This is a genomic window from Leuconostoc inhae, assembly GCF_019656015.1.
Classification (GTDB): Bacteria; Bacillota; Bacilli; order Lactobacillales; family Lactobacillaceae; genus Leuconostoc; species Leuconostoc inhae_A.
Genome location: NZ_BPKW01000005.1, coordinates 1 through 26,674 on the forward strand (window position 1 = coordinate 1; position 26,674 = coordinate 26,674).

Sequence of the window (26,674 nt, forward strand, 5' to 3'; positions counted from 1 at the left end):
TATTTAACCCCAGTGGCCTTTGAACAAAAATAGCAAATCAAAGTAGAATGCGTGTCCGATTTATTGACGTAGATCCAGAGTTGAGTTTTAAATTGAATGATTTTTGCCATTCAGCTGTTAATGTGTTGACAAAAATATCGGCAGTTAAATGTGAATGCGAAATAATTGTGCCTAAAGAAATTGCATGATTCTCTTCAATGAGGTTTGGTAATAGTAAATGAGTAAAAAAATTTAAGTAAAAAAATTCTACTTTGATAATGCTGTTATCTATCACTTTTTTTGAAAAAAACAACTTTTTAAAAATATCATAATCGGATACGACGAATGTTTGTAGCAACGCTTGATCATATTCCGAAATTGGTTTTAAAAAATAACCTTTAGATAGTCGGAGTTTTAGTATAGCAAGTAATAAAGTGATTTCTGTTGTGAGTGGTGCTGCAAGTTTATTATTAGGACTTAACAAGTTGAAATTGGAAATTGTTTCAGCTTGAGAAATTGTTGGGAAGGGCCAGCTTTTACGTGAAAAACAGTACTTAACGAATGAAAACATAAAAACTCTAATGTTGATTTCATTGCCAACAAAAACAGGAATTGTATTTGAATCAATTGTAATATTAATATTGAACTGATCTAAGATGCTATTAAGTTGTTTTAATACACGATAGCAATGAGAGGTACTGATAGTAAATTTATCACATAAGTTGTTAAAGGCTAGATGTCGGTGAGTAATAATTTCAGCACAAATTTGAAAAACTAATGAGTCATTAAGAAAATAAAATTCAAGTTGTTGATATAAATGCATATCATCGATATTAACTGTATAGTTATGCTTATTAGCGGTATTAACTAATTCTTGGTGTGCAATCATCCAAACAGTTTTGTTAATATCTTCAATATCATGTGTAAGTTGAACTTCTGTTATATTAAATTCTTTCACTAAATAAGGCAACCCATTGTTTGTGTTGGTAAAAAGTGACTGTAAAATAGCTAGCTGACGTTGCTTTTTTTTTGATAGAAAGTTAATTAACATGGAACCTCCAAAAATTTTAGAACTGCGAAGACAACGCTAATGATAATCGAGTTCAGTATATAAGTCAACCAAAAAACGCGTATTATTTTTCGACGAGACATCGTCTAATTTGTTGATACTGGACTATAGTCAATTTTTAATGAGTTATAACTTATTCGCATAGAATTGTAAAAAATTAAAAAAAGAGGATAGATACAAGGGTTATGCAAGTGCAATAATATAAAGTATTGTCAACAAAATAAAGGAGAAAACATGCTTAAGAAAATAACAACTTATTTTAGTCTTGTAGTCATAATAAGTACATTTTTAGCTACACCGATAACAGTTATGGCTGAAAGTACAAATTCAGAAACTATGTCAAAGGTCGCACCGACGACTGGAGAAAGTAATTCATCAGTTGAAACATCAAGCACAACAAAAGAAGAACAAATTACACGTGAAAAAAGTACTTCAGAGTCAAAACAAAGGCAATCAACGATTGATAGCCAATCAAATAAAAGTGAGGTTAAGATAAGCGAGGCAAAACCTCGCGCACCGTCTTTTAAATCAAATAAGGACTGGGGGGAACAATTTATAACTAAATCTGAATTAGAAGATAAGGATGGAAATCCTCAAACGCATTTTGGCCTTTATGATGATATGCAAGCACATTGGGAATTCGATATTCCTGCTGGTACAAATGTTGTATCAGGCGATACAATGACTGTAAATGTTCCAGGCGTATTCACATTAGCTAATGATGTACTTTTTGATATTAAAGATGTTAATGGCAATGTGATAGGCCACGCTAAAGCTGATCATAAAACAGGTAAGGTAACAGTTACGCTTACTGATTATGCAGAGACAGCTGCTAAAAATGGCATTGCAGGAAGTATGAATATCTGGGTGCATTGGGATATGACGCAAGTTGATCAAGATACAATAGTTCCTGTTGATTGGGGGACAAATGGGAAAACCGATATTGATATAGATCCTGGGAATGATCCAGTTCCTCCAGATGAGAAACTTTATAAATGGGGTTGGTATGATGAAAATGATCCAACAACCATTCACTGGCGGGTTCGTTTGAACTATGCTAAATCGGATGTTAAGAATACAGTTTATACTGATTTTATAGGTGAAAACCAAACTTTAATTTCTAGTTCAATTCAAGCATACCATGTTGTTTATGATTCCGAAGGAGCTAATTTTACAATAGCAAGCCACGTCCCACAATCTGATGTTTATGAGGATGGATCAACTGAGTTTCATATAAATTTACATGATATAAGTGACACAGTGGTTGTTGATTACGAAACAAAAATTATGGATGAAGGTAATGCTGGCAAGTATGAAAATTCAGGAACATTAACAGGGGACAATATTGAAAAACAAACGGTTGATGTTTATTCACCAAATAATGGTGGCGGTGGTGATGGCAAGACCAAAACATCTGTTGATGGTACCAAGACATGGGACGATCAAAATAATCAAGATGGGATACGCCCAGATTCGATAACGGTTCATTTGTTGGCTAATGGTAAAGAAGTAACGAAGAAGACAGTAACGGCAAAGGATAATTGGAAGTATTCATTCACAGGTTTACCAAAGTTCGATGAGAATGAAAAAGAAATCGTTTATACAATTACTGAGAATGTCGTCCCAAGCTATAATACAGAAACAAACGGGTATAACTTAACAAATCACTACACACCTGGTAAAACAAGTGTGACAGTGACAAAGCGTTGGGATGATAAGAATAACCAAGATGGTGTCCGGCCAGAAGCAATCAAAGTTCAATTGTACGCAGACAGCAAAGCAATTGGTAGTGCAGTGACTTTGAATGATGGCAATAAATGGACAAACATCTGGAACAATTTGCCAAAGAAGGTAGATGGCAAAGCAATTGTTTATACAGTCAAAGAAGTTGGTAAAATAGATGGTTATGAGGCAACGGTGAGTGATGATAACCCAGGAAATATTATCATCACTAATAAGCATGTACCAGAGACACCTGTTAATCCAATCATTCCAGATGATCCATTGAGACCAGAGACACCTGTCAAACCAATAATACCGGTGAAGCCAGTAATACCATTGAACCAAAGTGTATTACCACACACATCGGCTAATTCAGCTGTATGGTGTGGTGTATATGCGATGTTATTTGTAGGATTAGTTGGTGCATTAATTTATCTTAGTAGGAAAAGAAATGAAATGACTAAGTAAGTGAACAAATTATTGGTTAAATGACTTGCTTTAACAAGCAGTGGGTATTTAATCAATCGAATGCATTTTTAAGACTGGCTGGTTAAATTTTATTCACTGTAACTATCCAAATGTTTTGAAACTGTTAAAAAAAAATGCGTCTATATTGAAAATGATTTAAATTTTCAATATAGACGCATTATCGTTGATCTTATTAGAATTTAAACTGCATACGAATTTAACACGTTAACTAAAGGAGTTAATCATCATGAAACCATCTACCATCATTAGGTCTGTCGTTGCGGCTGCCGGTACAGTTGCTATTGCCGGCATTGCTTCTGTATCAGCTGACACAGTGACAGTTAAAGCAGGTGACACACTTAATTCAATTGCTACAGCACATGGCACAAGCGTTGCTGAGTTAGCTAAAACCAATAATATTCAAAATACGAATTTAATTTTTATTGGGCAACAATTAACAACACCTGATTCTTCAAGTAACAATAATACACCAGTGCCAAACCCTGCTGATAATACGGACACATATACAGTTAAAGCAGGGGATAACTTGTATCGTATTGCAGCAGCACATAACATGTCAGTGACTGACTTAGCTAATATTAATAACATACAAAATGTGAATTATATTGCGGTTGGTCAAGTGTTGAAGTTATCAGCATCTGGTAATAACAACAATAACAACAATAACAACACATCTAATTGGCGTGATTTGGCTATGAGTTTGGTTGGCACACCGTATGTTTGGGGTGGCACAACACCTGCTGGATTTGATTGTTCAGGATTTGTTGCCTATGTATTAAACCATTCTGGTCGGACATCAAATTTCCCAAGCTATACGGTTTATCAAGAAGCGTTGGTACAACAAAAATCAGTATCAGCAGCACAAGCTGGTGATTTACTATTTTGGGGTGGTCATGGCGAAACCTACCATGTCGGTATTTATCTAGGAAATAATCAATTTATTGCCGCACCACAACCAGGAGATGTCGTTCGTGTACAAACATTGTATTCTGGATGGATGCCTAGTTTTGCCGGATCAGTCGATTAATTGGCCGATTCGTTAATCTAGCGATATAGTTTTACGTTGTCAGCCATCAGTAGGTTACTGGTGGCTGACTTTTTAGTGCTAACAAAACGTTTAAAGATGTCGTTTGCATCATTTTTTATTTTTACGATAAAATAGGATAATCGAACTAGGACTAGGCTATTCTAGTACATAATAAATGTGTTGCATAAGTTTTCCAGGTTGACCTTGTGTTCTTATGTTATAGACCAAAAAGCACAAACCTCTCCACAAGTTGGTGCTCTCATATTGAACTGCCAAACTATTTTTCTAGGGCTGAATCCGAAATAATAAAGTATAGGCACTTATTATGCCCAATTCGCATTTTCATATTGCTGTTTTAAAAAGCCTACTTCATTTTTTAAGTAAGAATTTAACTCGTCCAAATCAAAGTGATCCATATCAGGCAAGTTATCACCTAGCCAGTTATGGTACATGTCAAATGCTTCACCTTTTCCAGCTTTCATAGCTTGGGCGTAGTCTTCAAGCCCATGAGTACCACCAATATTTTCAATAATACCAAAGCCGTCACCGTTTGAAACGAAGGGGATTTTTTGTAATGAAATGTCTTTCTTTTCGACGTTGACCACGGTGAGTGAAATTTCCCAAGCATCGCCATAATCATATACAAAGTTCAAGGTGTCATCTTTGTCTCGAAGAGATGTCTTTATTTTATTTGTGAATACATTATATATTTCTGACGCAAGTGGACCCGAATCATTAGGTGTGGGTATAGCAAACGTTATTTTTTTTGAATAGTCCTTTAGGATAGTAACTGTATCGTTGAATTCGAATAAATGGCTACCAGACATTTCAAACATGGCCATGAGCGTGTAGCCTAGATAGGCTAAAGAGCGTTCACCATTAATGATAAAGCGCCGTCTTATTGTGGGTTTGAAGTCATTGAGTTGTGCTTCAATTTCGTAGATAGTATGCTCTGCCATAATTTTTCCTTAATATTAAGTAGTAATAATGCTATTATACTATGAATTGGGTGAGTTAATGGGACGTGTGCTCCGATCTATATTATCTCGGATTACGCCCCAGAAAGAAAGTAGTCCGGAATTTCAGTATAGGAGCATGTTAACCTGAATTGGTCCAGACTTTACTTGCTAATTTCAAATTAACTAACAATTGTTCGTTTTTCTTATAATTATGATATAATTGAGACATAAGAAAAAAGCACGTGCTAGATACACGTACCTTTCAAATCACAAACCCGCTTAGGCGTTGGTGGTAATTTACTTAAAATAAAAATATTTAACGCAAACCCCTAGTACCTACCAAAGTTAAGGGGTTTTTGTTTGGCTATTTTTTAGCCTTGTCAATCACGGCTACGACTAGTTCAACTACTTTCGTAGCCAAACCAACCAATGCTGTAACCAAAACAATTACCGTGGTCCAGAAGACCATGTTGGGTGTTATCCTTTCATATAGCTAAAAGTATTGCTCATTAGCACCACCTCCAGCTATCAGACTCACCAACGCCCTAACTTGATTGCCTATATATTATATCATAATCCCATAACAGGCTTAGCTCTATCACCAATGATGGTGGCCGTTTAATTTTTTTCAATCATGATTAATTGGCTACCAAAAGGATCAGTTAACCAGATCTGCCCTGTTATTGTAGATGTGTTTCTGTTGCTTAAGTTTGACTGCAATAACTTAAAGTAGGGACTATCGACCGATACAGTCCAATTTAGTAAGCCATTATCTTGCTCACCACGCTGAGTAATATTGCGTCCTAGCCAGGTGTTATAAGCGTGATGGTGATGATAGCGGTTGTGTGAATAAAAATGGGCGCTATTACCAATCGTTGCTGTTAATGCCATTTTTAGGGTATTAATGAAAAAATCATCACCTTGTGTGAGATCATTGCCAACAAAGTGAATATGGCCAATTGTCATACCCTTAGGAAATCCCGACCAATCACTTTTTTTTGTTTGTAGTAATGTTTGAACATCGACATCTTTCGTGCCCATTTTAATAAAATTATTATCCCATTCCCAAAGTGTTTCAGGGCGGTCATGATACAATTCAATACCATTGCCATTGGGATCGTTTAAGTAAAACGCTTCACTAACATCATGATCTCCGGCCCCTAAAGGGTAGTCAATGAGAATCAGCCGTTCAATAAGACTGGCTAGGGAAGCAGTATCTGGGAAAAGCAATGCAAAATGATAAAGCCCTGCCTGTGGTTTGCCGGTTGTATGCCCATCAAAATTCAGCGTTAAAAATGGTGTATCTGAGCTTGTAAAAGCATACGAATAGCTATGACTGCTGGTTTGTATTTCAATGAGGCCCAAAATATCACGATAAAAACTGCGCATTTTCATGTCATTGTCGGCCATTAGTGTCAGCTGTTCGATGTTATAATTGATATGTAGCATGTTTTTTCCTCTTTACTTACTATTTATAAGTAATGATAATGGTTTTTGACTGGTTTGTCTAGTGATAGTTGTTTAATATTGACACATACAATGACGTGGTGTACTATGAACGTATAATTAAATAAAGATATCTGGGGTGCCAACTGTTTTACTGGCTGAGAAATACCCATATAACCTGATCAGATTAGAATCTGCGTAGGAAGATATGATTGATAATATTATTTGTCGAACTGTTTTTTGCGTGTTTTAACGTGAGGAGCAGTTTTTTTATGTTTGGAAATTGAAATGACGAAAAGAGGATAGATAGATTTGGTTAATAAAAATATTGACTACTCATTGTACTTAGTTACAAATCGATATGATTATTCAGATGAACAATTTTTGAACATTGTCTTTGAAGCTTGTGATAGTGGTGTGACACTTGTTCAACTAAGAGAAAAGGACGTTACGACGAAACGATATTTTGATTTAGCAGTTGCAGTAAAAAAGATCACGGATAAATTCAACATACCGTTAATTATCGACGATCGTGTCGATATTTGTTTGGCTGTCAATGCAGCTGGCGTACATATCGGAGATAATGAATTGCCGATTAAGATCGTACGTCAGCTGATTGGCAAAGATAAAATTTTAGGTGTATCAGTCAAAGATGTTCAACATGCTAAAGAAGCTGAGGCACAGGGTGCCGATTATTTCGGTGTTGGTGCGATTTATCCAACGAAAACAAAGGTCATTACAAAACATACAACGATAGCAACATTAAAAGACATTGTTGATAACGTTGCCATACCAGTCAACGCTATTGGTGGGATTAAAGAAAATAATATTTTCAGTTTTAAAAATACAGGCATTTCAGGAGTTTGCATGGTCAGCGAACTCATGCAGGCAGAAGATGTGCGTACGAAAGTGACCAATTGTTTAAAAAATGTTGAACAACTGAGGTAACAGTAGCTGTTCAATAAATAAAGAAAAGGTAGCGTGATTATGATTACAGTGAACGGCAAGATCGACACGGCAGCACATGCTGGGCAAAGCATATCGGAGTTGTTGAAACGCCTCGAGATGCAAACAGCGCGCGTTGTCGTTGAGCGCAATGGACTGATTATCAAGCGAGAAGTATATGACAGTTTATTACTCGAGGATCAAGATGACATTGAAGTGATTTCTTTTGTCGGTGGTGGTTGAGAAAAATGATGAGGATAAATAACATGGCAGAAATAAGTATAGATGGTGTATCAGTCGATGACATTTACAAACAAATGAAGACGCGGAATGTGGCAGGCACACAGGAAAAACTGGCACAAGCTCATGTTACGATTGCAGGATCAGGCGGTTTGGGTTCTAACATTGCGATTGCATTGGCACGTTCAGGCGTTGGCCATTTAACATTAATTGACTTTGATGTTGTTGATTATAGTAATTTGAACCGACAACAGTTTAAATTGAGTCAAGTTGGTGTGCCTAAAGTGATTGCTTTAAAGCAAAATATTTTAGAATTTAACCCGTTTATAGATATTACGACGGTGCAGACGCGAGTTACTTATGAAAACGTTGAAGAACTATTTGAGACGAGCGATGTTATCTGTGAGGCATTTGATGACCCAACAAGTAAAGCGGTGATTTTGCAATCGGCACGTGAATTCTTTTCAGAAAAGCCGATTGTGATGGGAAATGGCTTGGCAGGTATACACAGTGCTAATAACATTGTTACCCGCAAAATGCGAGAAAATGTCTATATTTGTGGCGATCAAACAACGGCTGGGGTTGAAGGCCTGATGGCGCCACGTGTGATTATTTGTGCGGGACATCAAGCAAATATGATTTTACAGCTACTCGTCAATAAAATCGAAATCTAATTTAAAAGGGAAAATAATAATGGGACAGAATGATGATTTAATCATAGCAGGACACAAGTTTAGTTCTAGATTTATACTAGGATCAGGAAAATATTCGTACGACTTGATTGATTCTGCTATCAAGTATGCTGGTGCTCAGATTATTACGATGGCGTTGCGCCGTTCGAATGCTGCAGCAGAAAATATTTTGGATTATATTCCAGATAATGTGACAATTCTACCAAACACTTCGGGGTGTCGTAATGCTGAAGAAACAATCCGAATGGCACGAATCGCGCGCGAACTTAGTGGTAGTGACTTTATTAAACTCGAAGTCATTCCGGATACAAAGTATTTGCTACCGGATGATTATCAAACTTTAAAAGCGACTGAAGTGTTGGCAAATGAGGGATTTATTGTGATGCCCTACATGTTACCGGATTTGACGATTGCAAAGCAATTAGTGGATGCTGGTGCAGCGACTGTTATGCCACTAGGTGCACCAATTGGGACGAATAAAGGTTTGGCCAATAAAGATTTAATACAAATATTGATTGATGAAATCGATGTACCAGTGATTATTGATGCAGGTATTGGTAAGCCAAGCCAAGCCAAGCAGCCGAAGCAATGGAAATGGGCGCTGATGCGATTATGGCAAATACAGCCATGGCCACAGCGGGTAATATACCGTTAATGTCTGAAGCCTTCAAATTAGCGATCGAAGCAGGACGGAAAGCCTATTTGGCCAAGCCAGGACGTGTGATTAATGGCAAAGCAGAGGCATCTTCTCCAACATCAGGTATTAGTCGTACAAAAGAATGACAACGACTAAAAAAGTAGCTGTTGATACTTATTGGCTCAAAATTGTAGCACTAAATTTTTTTGGATGGGTATTTATTTATGCTGATCGTACAGTATTGAATCCGATTATGCCAGAAATTCAAAAGATCTTTGGCTTGAATAATGTCGCGTTAGGCATGATTTCTTCCGTGTTTTTTTTAACCTATACAGTCTCGCAAATACCTTTTGCTAAATTAGCCGACCGCGGTAATCAAAAGTGGCTTATTGGTCTAGGCTGTGTTTTTTTTGGAGTAATGACGGTTGTTTCAGGATTAGTCACCAGTTTTGGTTTGTTTTTAGTCTTACGTGCGTTAGTTGGCCTTGGTGAAGGGACGTTTTATGGCGCTTCTTTTGGTTTATCGTCACAAAATATACCTAACAAATATTTGACAATGGGTTTGGCAATTATTAATTCAGGTCAAGCAATTGGGCAAATTACTGGGACAATAATATCAAGTTACGTTGTGTTACAGTATCATATGCACTGGTCTTTACCATTTATTATTGTTGGCATACCAACGATAATTGTGGGTATTATGTATTTAACTGTGGTTAAACATACCCATTATTCGTTAAAAAATCGAATAGATAGGTCACAATCAAAGACGATTCATCACAAAATACATACTACTCGTGCCTTATTTACAAAGCAGTTAATAGTCACCTATGTTATGCTATTTGCATCAATTTATGGTCAAATCACAATGCTGACTTGGTTACCTTTATTTTTAACGACTTATCGACATGTTAGTGGATCTAATGTTGGTTGGATTGCTTCAATTGTGCCTTTTATTGCTGTACCAAGTGCGTTAATTTTTGCAAGATTAAACGATAGAATCACTAACGCCAGACATTTACTTTTGATTCTTGTCCCTATTTCGAGTTTGTCACTTGTGATGGGAATGGTAAGTAATAGTCATATTGTGTTAGTTGTATCGCTTATTGTCTATGGTGTAACTGGGAAAATGACAATTGATCCTATTTTATTGTATACAGTGAAAAAAAACGCCCCCGATCATCAATTAGCGACAACATTTGGTGTCTATAATTTTTTTGGTATGATAGCCTCAATTTTAGCACCAACCATCATGGGATTTTTGATGGATTGGACGGGTAGTATGGTGATGGGATTTTATTTATCAGCAATATTACTACTTGTTGGCGTAGTTATGTTTAGTTTAACAATTTCTGAAAAAAGAAGTGTATAGCGTATGGATAATGAAAAATTAATGACACTATTGCATGAATTTAAACAATTGGGGGCTACGCCGATGGGCGGGGTCACCCGATGTGTTTATGATGATAATTGGTCATTAGCGCAAAAAAAATATGTTGCAGTGGCTAACGATTACGGCTTGTATTGTTTTTGTGACAAAATGGGGACTATTTATGCCGCAACAAGTGATCATATTAGTCATAAACCAGTTATTTTGACGGGATCTCACATAGATACGGTGGTAAACGGGGGTTGGTTAGATGGCATTTACGGTGTTGTGTCTAGTGTTTTAGCTGTTGGACAATTGTTTCAGCAATTTGGGACACCGAAAATACCGTTGTGTGCTGTTTCTTTTTCTGAAGAAGAGGGCTCACGGTTTGATGCCACCTTTACAGGCTCACGTTATCTGACACATCAATTGGATGATGCTGTTTTTAACTTAAAAGATCACATGGGTACAACGTTTAACCAAGAGCGGGAAAATCGCGTGACTGAATTAAGACAAGTGGTGCCGGTAGGGAGACCTAATTTTAAAATTAGGTCATATATTGAATTGCATATTGAGCAAGGTAATACATTAGAACAATCGCCGGCTAACATTGCCGTTGTGACAGACATTGTTGGGCAAAAACGACTACTGATAACAACAAAAGGTATCAGCAATCACGCAGGAACAACTCAAATGTTAGGACGCGTTGATGCCATGCAAAAAGCCGTTAAATTGATGACTCAAATCTATTCATCTTTGGGGCTGATGAAAGGGTTACGATTTACAATCGGAAAAATCATTGCTTTCCCAAATGTAGCGAATGTTATACCAGAAAAAGTTGATATAGCATTAGACATCAGGCACATAGATCAGAATTTGTTGGATCACGCTTTTGAGAAGGTGACCCAGATCATTAATGCTGTTGGGGCAACTTATCGTTTAACAACAAATGTTGTAGCAACGCCTATGGATTATCAGTTACAACAACAAGTAATTCGTAGTATGAAACAAGAAAAATTAGTGGGGGAAAGATTGTTTTCAGGCGCAGGTCACGATGCACAAGTCATAGCAAATGGTAAGGTGCCCAGTGTGATGATTTTTGTGCCAAGTCAAGATGGGGTTAGTCATGTGCCACAAGAAAATACGGCTGAGTCAGACCTTTTAGCAGGTCAGCGTGTGTTACAGAGATCGTTATATGATTTAGCCTATTGTAATTGATGTACGGGTTAGAAAGTTCACGTCACAAGTGGACTTTTTTAGTATAGATATAATAGCAATTGGGTGAAATAACAAAAATATGATAAACTAAAAGATATTATTGCTACCTTGTTCACATATGACATCGGATATTAATTATCTAACACTATAAACAAGAGGGCATCATGAGGAGACGTGTTTAAAGCACGTCAGAAATAACTGGGGGAAATTGATTATGACATTTAATAACAGGACGATATCTGTTGGCATTTTTGGGGGTAAAATCCAAACAAACAAGGCTTTTTTAAAGACAATATTAGTCCTATTTGTAGCAATAATTATGATTAATTTTAATCATATGACAGCACATGCTGACACGATATCACAGTCACCTTTAAAAGTTGAAAATGGCGTATTATATGGTTTTTCAGATGGGAAACCGCAACATATTGGGGCGACAGTAGTTATTCCGAGTAATGTGACGAGTATTGCTAATACAGCCTTTTATAATCAAGGTATTGGACGTGTTGATTTTAGCACGGCGACTAAATTAAAATCTATTGGCGATTTCGCCTTTGCTAAAAACCATTTGAGCACTGTTAATTATCCTAATCTTGATGATAATAATTTGGGATGGTATATATTTTATGATAATGCTATTAATTCAGTGACATTTGCCAATGGGGTAACGCACATTAATGATGGGGCATTTGCCAAAAATGTGAACCTTACAGCAATTAGTTTACCTTCAACTATCACAGCGATAGGCGATTGGGCTTTTTCTGGGGATCGTTTAAGTAACATTGATTTAACAACGATTAAAGATACTAATGATTTAAATGTTGGCTCAGGAGCATTCTATGGTAATCAAGCATCACGTGTTGCTGTTCTACCAAACAAGCGCTTAAACAGCAGTGGCAAGCAACCAATTCGTTGGTATGGTTATGAAGCGTTTGGCCAAAATACTGGCCAAGCCAACAAGATAGCCAATCAATATGCGCTAAAACACCAAGCATATGGCACGGGCACACCAGGAAATATCAATGCGGCTAACAGTTTTACCTATGATACTCAGAATCCTTCTGTGATTACAGGCGTCAAGTCCGGGGTGACAACGCTTGGTAAAACGATTGTTATACCAGCTAACGTAACGAAAATAGCTGACAATGCGTTTAAATCATTAGGAATCGTGGCAGTTGATTTTTCTAAAGCAGCAAAGCTGAAACAAATCGGCAATTTTGCGTTCTATGATAATCAAATTTCAAATACGTTAACACTTCCTAATCGTTTGAATCCTGACATATCAGGTATTGGCTGGTATGCTTTTGCCTCGAATAATATTTCAAAAATTAACTTGCCAAATAACAATATGACGGCGTTAAATGATTTCATTTTTGCTAGTAATCAGTTAAGTGGTATTGATTTACCCAATACCTTGCAATCAATGGGGGATGGGACCTTTTTAGACAATCAAATAAAAGATGTGGCGCTACCATCAAGTTTACAACGCGTCGGTTCTGGTAGTTTTGTAGGTAACTTATTTAATCAGCAAAGATCAATCGCATTGACTGATGCTGTTAATCAAATGCCATCGGAAAAAGATTTTTCTGCTGTTTTGTACCCTTTTGGTGCCACAACTAGTCAGGCTAAAAGTCCAATAAAAAAGCGTTTTATGAAGATGCCAAATGGTGAGTGGCAGTACTTAGGCAATAAGGGTCTACCATTAACTGGACAACAGATTATTGACGGTCATACGTATTACTTTAATCCAGATGGGACACAGGTTAAAGGATATTCAGTTACCTTTAAGGATGGTAGTGTACATCAGTTTGACGCTAACAGTGGCGATAAATTAAATTAAAGCAGTAGACGCTGTGCTAGCCTCTAACCAACCAATTCATTAGCGAGTTTATTGGTTAGGGGTTTTACTCTATTGTTTGATGCGTCAGTTTAATGATAAAAGCATGATAGTTTACGCCGTTGACAATTTTATTAAATTAGGTCATACTTTATATAATAAAATTTAAAATTAAGAGGTGTTTTGACCATGGGCTTTTTAGATAATAAAAAAATTATCATTATGGGGGTAGCAAATAAAAGTAGTTTAGCTTTTGGTTGTATGCAAGCAGTTATCAATCAAGGTGGCCAAGTTATTTTAACTTATCAAAATGATCGTATGAAGCGCAGTTTAGACCGATTCGTTGATGATTCAGTTTTAAAAGTTGAATGTGATGTCTCTAAGCCGGAAAATATAGAAGCTGCCTTTACAACTATTGTTCAAAAAGTTGGCAAAGTTGATGGTATTGTCCATGCGATTGCCTATGCTGAAAAGAGTGATTTAGATAATAAAGTTACTGATGGCACACTTGCCAGCTTTTCACTAGCTCAAAATATCAGTGTCTATTCATTAATCGCAGCTGCTAAGTATGGTCGTGAAATTATGAATGACAATAGTTCAATCGTAACCCTCACTTATATGGGATCTGAAAGAGCTATACCTAACTACAATGTTATGGGCATTGCTAAAGCAGGTCTTGAATCAGCAGTTCGCTACTTGGCGCGTGATTTAGCTGACAAAAATATTCGCGTTAACGCTATCTCAGCGGGTGCTGTTAAAACATTAGCCGTTACTGGTGTTAAAAGTCATAATGATTTAATTAGAATCTCAGATGAACGTACTGTTGATGGTGTTGGCGTAACGATTGAAGAAGTTGGCAATACAGCGGCATTCTTGTTAAGCTCGATTGCTAGCGGCATCGTTGGTGATACCATATACGTTGATAAAGGGACTCACCTTATTTAATTTAGTTGCCAGTAGGTCAGTAGTAAAGCAGACTGATTGGTCTCTAATGCTTGCGGTTAGCTTGTCACTTTACAATTTAATTAAAAAAGCATATCATGGGCGAAATTATTTTTGTCCCCATGATATGCTTTTTTGATATCAAAACGATTAATTAGATAAAAGATGAATTAAGATGACTGCTAGGATGACCTGTACAGCACCGGTCACTAGTCCATAGGTTAAGAATTTGCCACCAGATTTTTTAATTGTGGCAACTTTAAGATTTAAACCAATTCCTGCTAAGTTAACGACACCAGTAAAACTAGAAATGGTTTTGGCACCACTATTAACGAGGTTTGGTAATGAAATGAAACTGTTCACACAGAGTAAGATCACAAAGGCAATAATGAACCAAGGAATTTTAATGCCCTTACTAGGCGCCGCAATTTGATTATTAGTATCGTCTTTTTGCGCCATCTTTGCAAATATTAAGACAACGACAGTGAGTAAAATAATGCGTAACATTTTAAATAGGGTAGCATAAGTGACGACGGTTGGGTTAATCAAAGCAGCAGTACCAACAACTTGGCCAACTGACTGTACGACGCCACCAACTAATGCACCAAGCAGTAAATTGTTGTTACCAACTAAGTAAGGGCCAATAACAGGTAGCACAAGAAGTAGTACGACACCAGTTAAGCTAACTGTTGCTACAGTCGTTCGACGTTGATCATCAGTTGCGCCAATTGCAGGTGACACTGATGCAATAGCACTTGACCCACAAACAGCGTTACCAGCACCCATTAACATGGCGGACTGTTTTGATACCTTAAATATACGGCCACCTAACCAAAGGACAATAACAATTGTCAGAGCCATTTGAATTAAGATGAATAATAGACCATTAATACCTAATTTTTCTATTGTACGTAATGTTACTGTTAGACCCATTAAGGCAATACCAATTTCAATTGGGAATTTTTCAGCCCATTTCATACCTGGTGCCCATGTCGCACCTGTTAAAACAGTATTCCCAAGTAATATACCAAGTAACATGGCAATGGCTTCGGCACCTAAAAACGGTAACCATATCGCTAAAATTTTAGCGACGATTGATAAAATAACGGTAGCAATAATACCGTTTAACATGTTAGCTTTTATTCTCACAACTATTCTCCTAAATTACCCAATATTTTTTCGTTAATTCTTATGCTACGCGTTTATTTGCTATTTGTAAAATAAATGTTTATAATATATTCAATTAATAAACATAATGGATAGGTCAATGCTTAAACTAATAAAAACATTTATTGCTGTGTATGAAACAAGATCCTTTTCCAAAGCAGCAGATCAACTTTTTATCTCGCAACCAACAGTTAGCGTTCATATTAAGCAGTTAGAAGAACAATTGCATGTCAAATTATTTGACCGTAACGGGCGTATGTTTTTATCACCGACATTAAATGCGCGTCGGTTTTATCAACATGCGACACAATTACTCGATGATTGGCAAGAAGCCACATCTAGTTTAGATTTAACAACAGGAAATACGCGTACAAGTATTAGTATTGGCGCCTCACAAACGACGGCGACTGTTTTATTGCCCAAAATTATAGCACAATTATCAAAATCAGCGCTTAACAGCATAAATTTAAAAGTTGAAATGCATAATTCGGAAGAAATCTTGGCTGGGGTATTGAATAAGCAATTTGATTTAGGTTTTATTGAAAAGCCTATCACAAATGATTTTATTTTACGCCGTACATTGGCTAAAGATCAACTGGTATTAGCAGGAAATCTTGATTCTGACACGTGGCTCGTGAGAGAAAAAGGATCAGGCGTTTACCATTACATGCAACAATATTTCAAACAACAAAATATTGTACCAGAACACTTTTTAACGATTACGAATAATGATATCATTGTCAAAATGCTGTCAGAAAATATTGGTAAATCTATTGTCAGTAGTCAAACATTACCAAAAAATGTGCCATTTAAAAAGCTACCAGATAGTTTTAATCGTGATTTTTATTTAATTAATCACCAACATAATAATCGCCCTGAGATTCAGGATTTTATTGTGACTTTAGAAAAAATTGCTAAAAAAATTTGAACGATGTCAGTTAGTTGCTAATTCAGTTAACATGACAATATGTGGTATCAATTAAACATATCAGGCGAATAAGTGACATTTTGGTATTGTTCGGATAGAAAGGTGCTACAATGGGGAAGTCAATATGACAAATAAAAAAAGGGGTAGATATCTGCGCGTTAAGTGTGAGGGAGACGGAATGTGATCCTTCAACGAAATAAAAAATGCTATGTGGTAAAACCATGTTGTAATTTTTTGTGCGATGCAGATATCACATTCACCAATATATGTTTTGCGGTGAGCGCTCCACTCGGAGGTTCAGAACTATGGCAGTTCAAAACACAACGCCTGTTAAAGGCACTTGGTCACTACCCAAATTAGACGTGAGTCAATTTGTGGTACTTGCTTTACTTATCGGGCTTCATATAGTCTTAGGTAAATTAACTGTTGGTACAAACGTTCTCAAAATTAGTTTTGTGTTTGTGGCAATGTCGTTAATTGCTAAATGGTATGGTCCAATATGGACCATGATGATTGCAACTATCTTAGATGTAGTTGGTGCAACAATTATTAATCCAAGCGGTGCATTTTTTCCAGGATTTACCTTATCAGCAATTACAGGTGGGCTGATCTACGCTTTGTTTTATTACAATCAGTTACATGTCAGTTGGGTTAGAATTCTGATAGCAGTTGGCTTAGTAACGTTCATTGTTAATGCTGGTATGAATACATTGTGGCTCTTCATTATGTACTCTCAGGTGCATACATGGGATTCATTTGTTACATTCCTTATGCCACGTTTAATTAAATCGATTATGATGTATCCAATACAAGTTATTGTGACGTATGTTTTTTTGAATAATCCTGCAGTTAAACAAGCCACTAAAAAAATTTTTAAACAATAAAAATCAGACAGCTTCGGCTGTTTTTTATTGCCAATAAAAGGAGATAATGGTAAACTTGAAAAAATGGTATAGGGGATATCTTTATGACAGCTTGGGGTGCATTAATAGATTTTTTTAAACAATATAAACGATTTATTGGTACAAGTTCGAGAAGTGCGTTTAATTGGATGACTTGGTTCTGGGGTATTATTTATTGGATCATCGCTATATTAATCGTATGTGTCGCTGGTTTGGGTGCTTTTTTTGGTAAGCGTGGTGATACGATGACTGATACGACACCGCTGTTAGGCACAATTATTTTAGTGGTTGCGATTTCTGTGGTGTTATCAATAATAATTATTATTCCTAATTTAGCGTTATATGCCAGACGGCTACATGATATGGGTTATTCAGGTTGGTGGCAACTTATAATAATTATTGTCAATGCGGCGACAATATTAGTCGCTGTTATAAATCCAGGCATCAATGAAGATATACTTTATGGGATTCAAACGATTAGTAGCTTATGCTTTACGCTCTGGCTATCGTTTGGACCATCAAAGTTAAATACTAAGTACAATTAAAAAGTGTTGATCAGCTAATATGTTAGCTGATCAACACTTTTTAATTGCCTCTAACGTCACCATGGACAAGATGCTTGAAAATATATTTATCTGACCAGGCAATGTTGCGACCTTGGAAGAAAAAAGATAAGACTGTACCAATTCCCAGTGCGACAAATTGATGGCTAAAAATAAAAGCGACAATTGATAGACCAATTGCAGCAGCAAAGTTACTCATTTGTGCTTTAGAGGCGTTGCCGTGAAAATAATCGAAACGTAAAATATTTGTGAGGTCATCTAGGGGATGCAAAATCCAGTTGACACGTTGATAGATAGAAATCGCGACCCCGATGGTCCAGATAGCAAAAAAATCAATGGGTATACGTACCCACCAAGCAAGTGAGTGAATACCAATGCTAACAAAATAATTAGCAAAAAAGCTGACTAAAAAACTAAATGATAAACCAAAAATAATATTGCCAATTAGACGGGGCCAATTGAAGTTCATGGCAAGAAACATGTTTAAAAAGGCAATTGAAATAGCGACTAATGCTAAAAAAATACCAATTGGTAAACCACTTGCATTGGATAAATTGGCAGCACTAGCAGTCCAAGGTGCTGAACCCATGGTAGAGGCAACGCTTAATCCATTGCCAAATGAATTAACAATGAGCGAAATAACGAAAAAACTAATTTTTTGTTTTAAACCAAGTTGATAAAATTGACCATCGATGTAGTACATGCCATTCTCCCAAGAACCATAATATTTTCATTATAACAATACCAGCACGTAATAACCATTTTTTTAGAAAAGTGATTAAATTAATTAGTTTACTTATTCACAAACTAGGCGTATATTATTACTTGTAAAGTCGTATGACTAAGAAAGGAACTTAATTATGAGTAAAGTAGCATTAGTAACAGGCGCCGGTCAAGGCATTGGTGAGGCAATTGCCCATCGTCTAGTGAAAGATGGCTTTCAGGTAGCCTTGGTTGGTCGACATTTGGAAAAAGTGCAACGCGTAGCAAATGACATTAAGGCGCAAGGTGGTGACGCTATTGCCATTAAAGCAGATGTTGCGAAACGTGATGAAGTTTTTGCGGCAGTGGCAGCGACAAAATCAGAGTTTGGTGATTTGAATGTCATTGTTAACAACGCCGGTGTGGCACCAACGACACCAATCATGGACGTCACAGAAGACGACATGAATTGGACTTGGGGTATTAATGTTAACGGTGTTGTATGGGGAACGCAGGCTGCTACAGAAGTATTCAAAGAATTGGGACATGGTGGTAAAATCATTAACGCGACATCACAAGCTGGTGTTGAAGGGAACCCTAATTTAACTGTTTACGGTTCAACAAAGTTTGCTATTCGTGGTATCACACAAACAACAGCTAAAGAATTAGCCCAATTTGGCATCACAGTTAATGCCTTTGCACCAGGAATTGTCAAAACACCAATGATGTGGGATATTGCCCATGAGGTCGGTCAAAATGCTGGTAAAGATGATGAATGGGGTATGGCACAATTCTCAGATGGCATCTCTCTAGGTCGTTTGAGTGAGCCTGAAGAAATTGCTAGTGTTGTTGGATTTTTAGCTAGTGATGATTCAAATTATGTGACAGGTCAAACAATCATTGTGGATGGTGGCATGGTTTTCCGTTGATCACTTGACTAACATGCAATATTTGTGTTGTAATAAAGAAAGTTATTTTAATTAGCATTATAATCGGAATAAACATTAATGTTTATTCCGATTTTTGTCATTGATAAAGCATTTAAGGAAAATATGTTAAAACATTATTTAAAATCTGAAAAAATCAAATATTTATTTTGGGGCATCGTCACAACGTTGGTCTATTTTGTGGTACGATTTGTAGCTATGGCACTATTACATCAGGCTATGTTGCCTGTATTAATTGCACAAATTGTGACGGTTTTGTTTGCATTTGTGGTCAATAAGTTTTTTGTGTTTGCAGATAATCAAAGTCGGCATGTTTTAGCGCAGTTGTTGAGATTTATAGCTGGCAGATTGTTTGTGGCGGGAATTGATTTTTTGTTAACTTATATCATGATTGAACGGTATAGTAGGTTTTTCATTCACTTGTTGCGACTGGATATCATTAATTTCCAAACATTTCCTTTTGGATTATCTTGGTCGTGGTTACATGGCTGGATTCATGATAGTGTCTCACTCAATGCGGTGATTGCAGTTATCTTAATACAGATAATTGCGGTTGTTGTTAATTATTTCATCTCTAAATTTATGATTTTTGATTAATTGTCTGCTTTCAATTAAAAAATAGCAAAGTAATCCCAACATTATCAGTTATCATAATATTAAAAAATCACCCAATAAGTGAGACTTTACCTCACTTATTGGGTGATTTTTTGACGTTATTTTAATATATGTTCATTCAAAATTCTGTAGGCCATGGCTTCACTGAGAATGATGTCAGTAATTAATTGACCACGCAGTGCGCCAATAACAGCTTGATATTTTGATTTACCCCGAACTAAACAAATGCGTTTTGGCACTTGTAGTATTTCTGCAACTGGTAATCCGACAATTTTATCATCGCCTTGATTTAAAAATCGGCCATTAATATCATACGGTCGACCAAAAATCATACCTACCACACTTTTAACGTTCACTGAAGGAAAAATGCCATTTAAATTATTATGCCAAATTGGAATTGAGTCTAGTGAGCGAATTGTTCCGACACCTGTAATCAGAAAATCCATGTGATTTGCCAGCGCTAAAGTGTTTTGCAGCGAGGGCTCAGAATATAAGCCACCACGCACAATGTCATTAAGAATGTAAAGTGGCGCTGGTAATGTTAAAAATTCACCAGAAACTTTTTTTGCAGCACGTTCAACCATTCGCATTGATCCAGCGGTGGAATTATATTTCATGTTTTCACCTAAAAATTGTGTAAATTTAACACGATCTAGGGGTGTGCTTTTTAAGCTGTCTATCATACTGTAGATTGTTTCGCCCCAAGTTAAGCCGACAACTTTATTATTCGTTTGTAATAATTCACCAACAAACTCAGCAGCAAAATTGGATAAATGAGTTGATGTCGTGATGTTGTTAATGTCATCTTGTACGACATAAAAATTAACATTAGGAAACTTATCTTGTAGGATGTGTTCTAATTGTGAATTACGATGAGAGTTTTCGGTAATTTCAATCTTAACAATCCCACTTTTAACAGCTTCGTTGAAATATTTATTGACTAAATAACGACTAATATTATATTTTTTTGAGATATCCCCGAATGGTAACTTGTTGAGGTAATAATCTTGAGAAATTTGAGAAAGTAATGCACGATCGACCATGAAATCCTCCGTATAAATATAGTTTACTAGTATTTTACTAATTAAACAATCGTTTAATTAATTGAACAAATTTTAAAAATTTTAATTTAAAAAAATTAAGTGATTTTAAATATTTAAAAAAATTAATATTTTATGGCTTTTATTTTAAAATTAGTAATAAAAATCATTGACTTGATTTCAGGTAATTACTAGAATGAGACTTGTTAACAACTGTACATGAGTACATGCAAGTAAAACTTAAATTAGAAAAGAGGAAGATTTTGGTAGATATGAAAGAAGTGCTGTCAATTCATGAGGCACATACCGGGGTTTTAGATATAGAGTCACAATTTGATATTACAACACCATCAGCATTGAGTGAGGCTTATACGCCAGGAGTTGCCGGTTTAGCGAAATTAATTGCTAAAGATGAATCGCAAAAAAATATTTATACCATGAGTGGCAAATTAATTCCAGTGATTACTGATGGCTCAGCTGTACTAGGATTGGGGAACATTGGCCCTGCGGCTGGGTTGCCTATCGTTGAAGGTAAGGCGCTTATTTATAAAAACTTTGCTAATGTGAATGCTTTGCCGATGGCATTGAATCAGGTCAGTGTTGATGAATTTGTCAAGGCAGTTAAAGCTATGGCACCATCATTTGCAGGCATTCATTTAGAAGATATTGGTGCGCCACGTGTATTTGAAATTGAACGACGCTTGAGTGAGGAGCTTGATATTCCCGTATACCATGATGATCAAACAGGCACAGCCATTGTTGTTCTTGCGGGTCTTATTAATGCCGCAAAAGTTGTTGGAAAAGATTTACAACAATTAAAAGTGGTGGTCAATGGTATTGGTGCGGCAGGTGTTGCCACAACTAAAATTTTATTGGCAGCAGGCTTAAAAAACATCACATTAGTGGACATTGATGGTGTGGTACGGTCAGCTAATCAAAAATACAATAGTTATCAACGTGAATTAGCGACGCAAGTAAATCAAAGTGATGGTAAAAAGCTTGATGACGTTATTTTAAATCAAGACGTGTTTATTGGTTTGTCGGATGCAAATGTGCTAACTGGTAGTCAAGTGAAACGTATGGCCAAGAAGCCAATTGTCTTTGCATTAGCTAATCCCGTGCCAGAAATAGCACCAGAAGTTGCTATTGATGCTGGTGCAGCGGTTGTGGCAACCGGATCTTCACAATGGCCGAACCAAGTGAATAATGTTTTGGTATTTCCTGGCTTATTTAAAGGGTTGTTATCAAGTGGTCTGAAACATGTTGATATGCCATTACAGATACGTGTGGCACACGCATTGGCTGATATGATTAAAAATCCCGATGCCACACATGTTGTTCCTGGTGTTTTTGGTAAAGGAATTGTGCATGCAGTGGAACAGTCAGTTTTAGAGTATGCCAAACAATAAGTGGTAATTAAGGTCATGACAAATACAGTGCAAGATATTCATATGTCAAATGTCACTCAAAAAAAGAATTGGCAAGCATTTTTGAGTAAACTTGGCATTACTAAATTTAATGATCAAGAGTTAGATGCGATTGAGCAAACAATTGGTATTTACGATGATGAGCAACTAGTCGCAACGGGATCGATTGCAGGAAACATTATAAAATATGTCGGAGTTTGTGCTATTGGTGAAACATCAAAGGGTGCGAGATTTAACCAACTGATGACGGCTTTAGAAAATCGTATGGCTTTGTTAGAACGATTTCATCAATTTGTTTATACGAAACCACTATATGTGCAAAGTTTTGAACATGTTGGCTTTAAGTTGTTAGCTGATTCAAGTGCAGGTGTTCTTCTTGAGAAAGGATCACCCGATGTCCAAAACTTTTTAAATGCGATTCCAAAAGCGCTACAAGGGGTTCAAACAATAGGGAGCGTTGTTGTCAATGCAAATCCATTTACGATAGGGCATCAATACTTAATTGAGAAAGCAGCTAATGAAAATGACTTAGTCTATGTATTTGTGGTTAACCAAGATGTTTCATTATTTCGAACGGCGGAACGTTTTGATCTCGTTAAGCAGGGGGTTAAAAATTTTAAAAATGTTATCGTTGTTGCCGGTGGCGACTATATCATTAGCTATTTAACTTTTCCGTCGTATTTTATAACCAACACACAGCAGGTTATCAATTACCAAACGACAATCGATGCGCGTATTTTTAAGAATATTATTGCGCCAGCATTGGCTATTCAGAGGCGCTATGTCGGTAGTGAACCACTTTCTCATACAACTAATTTATACAATCAAACATTGGTACGTGAATTAGAACCAGAAATAAAGTTGATAATCGTACCCAGAATAGCGCAAGACAATCAAACAGAAATAGTATCAGCGCGTAAAGTACGGCAGGCGATTGCTGAAAATGACTTTGAAGCGTGGTCTGAGATAGTGCCTGAGACCACAAAAAAATTTATTAACCAACATTTAGCTGAATTGCAAATGCGCATTAGAAAGGGACAAAAGATTAATGGAAATTAAGAAAACCGCAATAGCGGGAACATTGGAATCGTCTGATGTTCAAATTATGTTAACTCAGGGAACGGATGGCATTGTATTTGATTTAGTATCAGATGTTGCTAAACAATTTGATGATGCAATTAAGCAAACAATTAATCAAGTCCTGTCAGAATATGGCATTCAAAATGTCATTGTCAAAGTGGTAGATAAGGGCGCCTTGGATATGGTCATTAAAGCGCGGACTGTTGCAGTAGTACAACGGGCTCTCGATACTGTAGGTGAACCTAAGTGGGAGGTGCTGTAATGGCTATAGAAGAAAAGTTACGTCGTACCATGATGTTTGTGCCAGGAAATAATCCAGCAATGGTTAAGGACGCGGGTATATTTGGGGCTGATTCTATTATGTTTGATCTGGAAGATGCCGTATCGCTTTCGGAAAAAGATGCTGCGCGATATTTAGTATATGAAGCCTTGAAAACAGTTGATTATGGTCGCTCTGAACTCGTTGTTCGTATCAATGGATTGGACACACCTTTTTATCATAATGATATTAAAGCGATGGTCAAAGCCGGAATTGATGTGATTCGTTTGCCTAAAGTTGAAACGGCAGATATGATACGAAATCTTGAAAAACTAGTCGTTGAAGCTGAGATAGAATTTGGCCGTGAAGTTGGCACAACTCATCTGATGGCTGCGATCGAGTCTGCTCGTGGCGTTGTTAATGCAAATGAAATTGCACAAGCTTCCAAACGAATGATTGGCATTGCGCTGTCAGCTGAAGATTATACAACAGATATGAAAACACATCGATATCCCGATGGACAAGAGTTATTGTATGCACGAAATGTGATTTTACATGCAGCTAGAGCTGCTGGCATTGCTGCCTTTGATACTGTATTTACTAATTTGAATGATGAAGCAGGATTCAAACGTGAAACTGAGTTGATTCATCAACTTGGCTTTGATGGTAAATCATTAATTAATCCACGACAAATTGACCTAGTTAATCAGGTATATCAACCATTGAAAAAAGAAATTATAACGGCTCAAAATGTCATTGCAGCTATTGAGGATGCCAAACAAAAAGGGTCAGGTGTGATTTCTATGAATGGACAGATGGTTGACAGACCAGTTGTATTACGTGCTGAACGTGTCATGCGCTTGGCTAAAGCTAATAATTTAGTTGATGAGGAGGGAAATTACATTGAAAAATAAAGTGGAACGTGACATACCTGACGACATTTTAAAACAATCAAAACGTCAAATATTTAAAGGTGTTGACTATGGTCAACCAACGATTCAACGTGTGGCGCCTAAAGTCAAAGCAACAACCGGTCAAAATAAAATTTTAGATTCAATAGATGACGTTGTGACGCAAACTATCAAAGATGGTATGACAATATCATTTCATCATCATTTTCGTGAAGGTGATTATGTCTTCAATAAAGTCATGCGCAGTATTATCGATCATGGCTATCAAAATATCACGTTAGCACCATCGTCTTTGACAAATGTGATGAATGATATTGTCGTTGAAGCCATTCAAAAGGGTGTCGTAACTGAGATTACTTCGTCTGGCATGCGTGGTAGTTTGGGCGATGCTGTGTCACATGGTATTTTGCAAAAGCCTGTTGTATTTAGATCTCATGGTAATCGTGCCCGTGCTATAGAAAACGGGGAAATCAAAATTGACGTTGCCTTTCTGGGTGTACCAAACACTGATGATATGGGTAACGCTAATGGTAGGGATGGTGTAGCGGCCTTTGGTTCATTAGGATATGCCTTAATTGATGCTCAATATGCGAATACATTAGTACTAATTACGGATAACATTAAGCCTTATCCTAACACACCGGCATCTATTAAGCAGACGCAGGTTGATTACATTGTGCAAGTAGATGAAGTGGGTAATCCAGATAAAATCGGCTCAGGTGCAACGAGATTTACTAAAGATCCCAAAGAACTCAAAATTGCTAAAACGGTTAACGACGTCATTGTTAATTCAAAGTACTTTAAAAATGGTTTTTCATTTCAAACAGGTTCAGGCGGTGCGGCGTTAGCAGTAACAAGGTTTTTACGTACAGCGATGATTGAACAAGGCATTAAAGCAGCTTTTGCATTAGGGGGTATCACTAAACCAACGGTTGACTTGTTAAATGAGGGTCTCGTTGCCAAGGTGATGGATGTTCAAGATTTTGATAAAGGTGCAGCTGAATCAATGAAAGATAATCAATACCAACAAGAAATTGATGCTTCTTGGTATGCTGATCCAGCCAATAAAGGCGCTATGGTTGACAAATTAGATGTGGCCATTTTATCTGCTTTGGAAATTGACACACAGTTTAATGTTAACGTGATGTCCGGCTCGGATGGCATCATTCGTGGTGCTATTGGTGGACATCAAGACGCAGCAACGGCTAAATTAACCATTATTTCAGCGCCACTTGTTCGCGGACGCATTGCAACAATTGTACCTGAAGTTACTACAGTTATTACACCAGGTGACTCAATTGATGTGATTGTCACAGAGGTTGGTATTGCGATTAATCCAAAACGTCAAGACCTAATAGATCAATTAAAAGATGTGCCAGGGTTACCTCTTTACACAATTGAAGCACTACAAGAACAAGCGGCAAAAATTGTTGGGACACCAAAACCATTACAGTTTACAGATCGTGTTGTTGCAGTTGCTGAATATCGCGATGGCACATTAATTGATGTTATTAAACAAGTAAAAGAATGATTTTAAACAACGAACCTTAAGGTTCGCGTAC

At 36.8% G+C, this 26,674-nt stretch carries 25 protein-coding genes, 1 pseudogene and 2 riboswitches; of the genes and pseudogenes, 20 read left to right on the forward strand and 6 right to left on the reverse strand.

Annotation, left to right across the window (positions count from 1 at the left end; translation table 11 throughout):
• Window positions 1-37: 37 nt before the first annotated feature.
• On the reverse strand, window positions 38-1,030 hold the full coding sequence (locus K5Q14_RS03705) for a helix-turn-helix domain-containing protein (protein ID WP_220734495.1): 993 nt from the start codon (window positions 1,028-1,030) through the stop codon (window positions 38-40).
• Window positions 1,031-1,282: 252 nt separating this feature from the next.
• Here K5Q14_RS03705 and K5Q14_RS03710 point away from each other — a divergent pair, with 252 nt between their 5' ends.
• Entirely contained in the window at window positions 1,283-3,238 is a 1,956-nt protein-coding gene (locus K5Q14_RS03710) for a Cna B-type domain-containing protein (RefSeq protein ID WP_220734496.1), read from the forward strand.
• Window positions 3,239-3,485: 247 nt separating this feature from the next.
• Window positions 3,486-4,286: a C40 family peptidase gene (locus K5Q14_RS03715; protein WP_220734497.1), complete on the forward strand. Its 801-nt coding sequence runs from the start codon at window positions 3,486-3,488 to the stop codon at window positions 4,284-4,286.
• 323 nt (window positions 4,287-4,609) lie between these two features.
• Here K5Q14_RS03715 and K5Q14_RS03720 read toward each other — a convergent pair whose 3' ends face one another.
• Both K5Q14_RS03720 and K5Q14_RS03725 read right to left on the reverse strand, forming a co-directional pair.
• Window positions 4,610-5,245 carry a plasmid pRiA4b ORF-3 family protein gene (locus tag K5Q14_RS03720; protein ID WP_220734498.1) on the reverse strand — a complete coding sequence of 212 codons (636 nt, stop codon included), beginning with the start codon at window positions 5,243-5,245 and terminating at the stop codon, window positions 4,610-4,612.
• A gap of 618 nt (window positions 5,246-5,863) precedes the next feature.
• Entirely contained in the window at window positions 5,864-6,694 is an 831-nt protein-coding gene (locus K5Q14_RS03725) for a VOC family protein (protein WP_220734499.1), read from the reverse strand.
• Between the two features lie 122 nt (window positions 6,695-6,816).
• Window positions 6,817-6,913: riboswitch (TPP riboswitch) on the forward strand.
• A gap of 90 nt (window positions 6,914-7,003) precedes the next feature.
• On the opposite strand from K5Q14_RS03725, the gene thiE reads away from it, so the two are divergent.
• The 8 genes and pseudogenes from thiE to fabI all read left to right on the forward strand — a co-directional run bounded on the left by thiE (window position 7,004) and on the right by fabI (window position 14,574).
• Window positions 7,004-7,639, forward strand: coding sequence for a thiamine phosphate synthase (gene thiE / locus K5Q14_RS03730; protein WP_220734500.1), 636 nt, complete (start codon window positions 7,004-7,006; stop codon window positions 7,637-7,639).
• A 39-nt stretch (window positions 7,640-7,678) separates the two neighbouring features.
• Window positions 7,679-7,879, forward strand: coding sequence for a sulfur carrier protein ThiS (gene thiS / locus K5Q14_RS03735; protein ID WP_220734501.1), 201 nt, complete (start codon window positions 7,679-7,681; stop codon window positions 7,877-7,879).
• A gap of 23 nt (window positions 7,880-7,902) precedes the next feature.
• Window positions 7,903-8,550: a sulfur carrier protein ThiS adenylyltransferase ThiF gene (gene thiF / locus K5Q14_RS03740; RefSeq protein WP_220734502.1), complete on the forward strand. Its 648-nt coding sequence runs from the start codon at window positions 7,903-7,905 to the stop codon at window positions 8,548-8,550.
• A 19-nt stretch (window positions 8,551-8,569) separates the two neighbouring features.
• A pseudogene (locus K5Q14_RS03745) lies at window positions 8,570-9,351 on the forward strand (thiazole synthase).
• A complete protein-coding gene (locus tag K5Q14_RS03750; protein WP_220734503.1) occupies window positions 9,348-10,577 on the forward strand; it encodes an MFS transporter in 1,230 nt (409 codons plus the stop codon). Before K5Q14_RS03745 ends, K5Q14_RS03750 begins: the two are co-directional and overlap by 4 nt.
• 3 nt (window positions 10,578-10,580) lie before the next feature.
• Entirely contained in the window at window positions 10,581-11,792 is a 1,212-nt protein-coding gene (locus K5Q14_RS03755) for a Zn-dependent hydrolase (RefSeq protein WP_220734504.1), read from the forward strand.
• Window positions 11,793-12,006: 214 nt separating this feature from the next.
• The gene (locus K5Q14_RS03760; protein WP_220734505.1) at window positions 12,007-13,632 is read left to right on the forward strand and encodes a leucine-rich repeat protein; all 1,626 of its coding nucleotides are present in this window, start codon (window positions 12,007-12,009) and stop codon (window positions 13,630-13,632) included.
• A gap of 186 nt (window positions 13,633-13,818) precedes the next feature.
• The gene (gene fabI, locus K5Q14_RS03765; RefSeq protein ID WP_220734506.1) at window positions 13,819-14,574 is read left to right on the forward strand and encodes an enoyl-ACP reductase FabI; all 756 of its coding nucleotides are present in this window, start codon (window positions 13,819-13,821) and stop codon (window positions 14,572-14,574) included.
• Between the two features lie 147 nt (window positions 14,575-14,721).
• On the opposite strand, the gene K5Q14_RS03770 is transcribed toward fabI, so the two are convergent.
• Window positions 14,722-15,720, reverse strand: coding sequence for a YeiH family protein (locus K5Q14_RS03770; protein WP_220734507.1), 999 nt, complete (start codon window positions 15,718-15,720; stop codon window positions 14,722-14,724).
• A 118-nt stretch (window positions 15,721-15,838) separates the two neighbouring features.
• Here K5Q14_RS03770 and K5Q14_RS03775 point away from each other — a divergent pair, with 118 nt between their 5' ends.
• From K5Q14_RS03775 to K5Q14_RS03785, 3 genes are all read left to right on the forward strand, one after another.
• Window positions 15,839-16,666, forward strand: coding sequence for a LysR family transcriptional regulator (locus K5Q14_RS03775; RefSeq protein ID WP_220734508.1), 828 nt, complete (start codon window positions 15,839-15,841; stop codon window positions 16,664-16,666).
• A gap of 137 nt (window positions 16,667-16,803) precedes the next feature.
• A riboswitch (THF riboswitch) is annotated at window positions 16,804-16,930 on the forward strand.
• Between the two features lie 41 nt (window positions 16,931-16,971).
• Window positions 16,972-17,550, forward strand: coding sequence for a folate family ECF transporter S component (locus tag K5Q14_RS03780; RefSeq protein WP_220734509.1), 579 nt, complete (start codon window positions 16,972-16,974; stop codon window positions 17,548-17,550).
• An 83-nt stretch (window positions 17,551-17,633) separates the two neighbouring features.
• Window positions 17,634-18,113 carry a DUF805 domain-containing protein gene (locus tag K5Q14_RS03785; RefSeq protein ID WP_220734510.1) on the forward strand — a complete coding sequence of 160 codons (480 nt, stop codon included), beginning with the start codon at window positions 17,634-17,636 and terminating at the stop codon, window positions 18,111-18,113.
• A gap of 40 nt (window positions 18,114-18,153) precedes the next feature.
• On the opposite strand, the gene K5Q14_RS03790 is transcribed toward K5Q14_RS03785, so the two are convergent.
• Window positions 18,154-18,834, reverse strand: coding sequence for a DUF6198 family protein (locus K5Q14_RS03790; protein ID WP_220734511.1), 681 nt, complete (start codon window positions 18,832-18,834; stop codon window positions 18,154-18,156).
• 157 nt (window positions 18,835-18,991) lie between these two features.
• On the opposite strand from K5Q14_RS03790, the gene K5Q14_RS03795 reads away from it, so the two are divergent.
• Together K5Q14_RS03795 and K5Q14_RS03800 are read left to right on the forward strand one after the other, a co-directional pair.
• Window positions 18,992-19,762 (forward strand): (S)-acetoin forming diacetyl reductase, encoded by a 771-nt coding sequence (locus tag K5Q14_RS03795; protein ID WP_220734512.1) that lies wholly within the window; start codon window positions 18,992-18,994, stop codon window positions 19,760-19,762.
• 78 nt (window positions 19,763-19,840) lie between these two features.
• Window positions 19,841-20,377: a GtrA family protein gene (locus K5Q14_RS03800; RefSeq protein ID WP_246587547.1), complete on the forward strand. Its 537-nt coding sequence runs from the start codon at window positions 19,841-19,843 to the stop codon at window positions 20,375-20,377.
• A 116-nt stretch (window positions 20,378-20,493) separates the two neighbouring features.
• On the opposite strand, the gene K5Q14_RS03805 is transcribed toward K5Q14_RS03800, so the two are convergent.
• Window positions 20,494-21,438, reverse strand: coding sequence for a sugar-binding transcriptional regulator (locus K5Q14_RS03805; RefSeq protein ID WP_220734513.1), 945 nt, complete (start codon window positions 21,436-21,438; stop codon window positions 20,494-20,496).
• 260 nt (window positions 21,439-21,698) lie between these two features.
• On the opposite strand from K5Q14_RS03805, the gene K5Q14_RS03810 reads away from it, so the two are divergent.
• From K5Q14_RS03810 to citF, 5 genes are read left to right on the forward strand one after another with little or no spacing between them, the layout of a single operon-like run.
• On the forward strand, window positions 21,699-22,844 hold the full coding sequence (locus K5Q14_RS03810; RefSeq protein WP_220734514.1) for an NAD(P)-dependent malic enzyme: 1,146 nt from the start codon (window positions 21,699-21,701) through the stop codon (window positions 22,842-22,844).
• Window positions 22,845-22,859: 15 nt separating this feature from the next.
• The gene (gene citC, locus K5Q14_RS03815; RefSeq protein ID WP_220734515.1) at window positions 22,860-23,921 is read left to right on the forward strand and encodes a [citrate (pro-3S)-lyase] ligase; all 1,062 of its coding nucleotides are present in this window, start codon (window positions 22,860-22,862) and stop codon (window positions 23,919-23,921) included.
• Entirely contained in the window at window positions 23,911-24,204 is a 294-nt protein-coding gene (gene citD / locus K5Q14_RS03820; RefSeq protein WP_220734516.1) for a citrate lyase acyl carrier protein, read from the forward strand. The genes citC and citD overlap by 11 nt, the downstream gene beginning before the upstream one ends.
• On the forward strand, window positions 24,204-25,115 hold the full coding sequence (gene citE, locus K5Q14_RS03825) for a citrate (pro-3S)-lyase subunit beta (protein ID WP_220734517.1): 912 nt from the start codon (window positions 24,204-24,206) through the stop codon (window positions 25,113-25,115). Before citD ends, citE begins: the two co-directional genes overlap by 1 nt.
• Window positions 25,105-26,643: a citrate lyase subunit alpha gene (gene citF / locus K5Q14_RS03830; RefSeq protein ID WP_220734518.1), complete on the forward strand. Its 1,539-nt coding sequence runs from the start codon at window positions 25,105-25,107 to the stop codon at window positions 26,641-26,643. The genes citE and citF overlap by 11 nt, the downstream gene beginning before the upstream one ends.
• Window positions 26,644-26,674 lie beyond the last annotated feature (31 nt).

What these genes read in the sequence shown, in the direction of transcription:
- K5Q14_RS03705 (WP_220734495.1), bottom strand. Translation starts at nt 1,030, where the DNA reads ATGTTAATTAACTTTCTATCAAAAAAAAAGCAACGTCAGCTAGCTATT.
- K5Q14_RS03710 (WP_220734496.1), top strand. Translation starts at nt 1,283, where the DNA reads ATGCTTAAGAAAATAACAACTTATTTTAGTCTTGTAGTCATAATAAGT.
- K5Q14_RS03715 (WP_220734497.1), top strand. Translation starts at nt 3,486, where the DNA reads ATGAAACCATCTACCATCATTAGGTCTGTCGTTGCGGCTGCCGGTACA.
- K5Q14_RS03720 (WP_220734498.1), bottom strand. Translation starts at nt 5,245, where the DNA reads ATGGCAGAGCATACTATCTACGAAATTGAAGCACAACTCAATGACTTC.
- K5Q14_RS03725 (WP_220734499.1), bottom strand. Translation starts at nt 6,694, where the DNA reads ATGCTACATATCAATTATAACATCGAACAGCTGACACTAATGGCCGAC.
- thiS (WP_220734501.1), top strand. Translation starts at nt 7,679, where the DNA reads ATGATTACAGTGAACGGCAAGATCGACACGGCAGCACATGCTGGGCAA.
- thiF (WP_220734502.1), top strand. Translation starts at nt 7,903, where the DNA reads ATGGCAGAAATAAGTATAGATGGTGTATCAGTCGATGACATTTACAAA.
- K5Q14_RS03750 (WP_220734503.1), top strand. Translation starts at nt 9,348, where the DNA reads ATGACAACGACTAAAAAAGTAGCTGTTGATACTTATTGGCTCAAAATT.
- K5Q14_RS03755 (WP_220734504.1), top strand. Translation starts at nt 10,581, where the DNA reads ATGGATAATGAAAAATTAATGACACTATTGCATGAATTTAAACAATTG.
- K5Q14_RS03760 (WP_220734505.1), top strand. Translation starts at nt 12,007, where the DNA reads ATGACATTTAATAACAGGACGATATCTGTTGGCATTTTTGGGGGTAAA.
- fabI (WP_220734506.1), top strand. Translation starts at nt 13,819, where the DNA reads ATGGGCTTTTTAGATAATAAAAAAATTATCATTATGGGGGTAGCAAAT.
- K5Q14_RS03775 (WP_220734508.1), top strand. Translation starts at nt 15,839, where the DNA reads ATGCTTAAACTAATAAAAACATTTATTGCTGTGTATGAAACAAGATCC.
- K5Q14_RS03780 (WP_220734509.1), top strand. Translation starts at nt 16,972, where the DNA reads ATGGCAGTTCAAAACACAACGCCTGTTAAAGGCACTTGGTCACTACCC.
- K5Q14_RS03785 (WP_220734510.1), top strand. Translation starts at nt 17,634, where the DNA reads ATGACAGCTTGGGGTGCATTAATAGATTTTTTTAAACAATATAAACGA.
- K5Q14_RS03790 (WP_220734511.1), bottom strand. Translation starts at nt 18,834, where the DNA reads ATGTACTACATCGATGGTCAATTTTATCAACTTGGTTTAAAACAAAAA.
- K5Q14_RS03795 (WP_220734512.1), top strand. Translation starts at nt 18,992, where the DNA reads ATGAGTAAAGTAGCATTAGTAACAGGCGCCGGTCAAGGCATTGGTGAG.
- K5Q14_RS03800 (WP_246587547.1), top strand. Translation starts at nt 19,841, where the DNA reads ATGTTTATTCCGATTTTTGTCATTGATAAAGCATTTAAGGAAAATATG.
- K5Q14_RS03805 (WP_220734513.1), bottom strand. Translation starts at nt 21,438, where the DNA reads ATGGTCGATCGTGCATTACTTTCTCAAATTTCTCAAGATTATTACCTC.
- citC (WP_220734515.1), top strand. Translation starts at nt 22,860, where the DNA reads ATGACAAATACAGTGCAAGATATTCATATGTCAAATGTCACTCAAAAA.
- citD (WP_220734516.1), top strand. Translation starts at nt 23,911, where the DNA reads ATGGAAATTAAGAAAACCGCAATAGCGGGAACATTGGAATCGTCTGAT.
- citE (WP_220734517.1), top strand. Translation starts at nt 24,204, where the DNA reads ATGGCTATAGAAGAAAAGTTACGTCGTACCATGATGTTTGTGCCAGGA.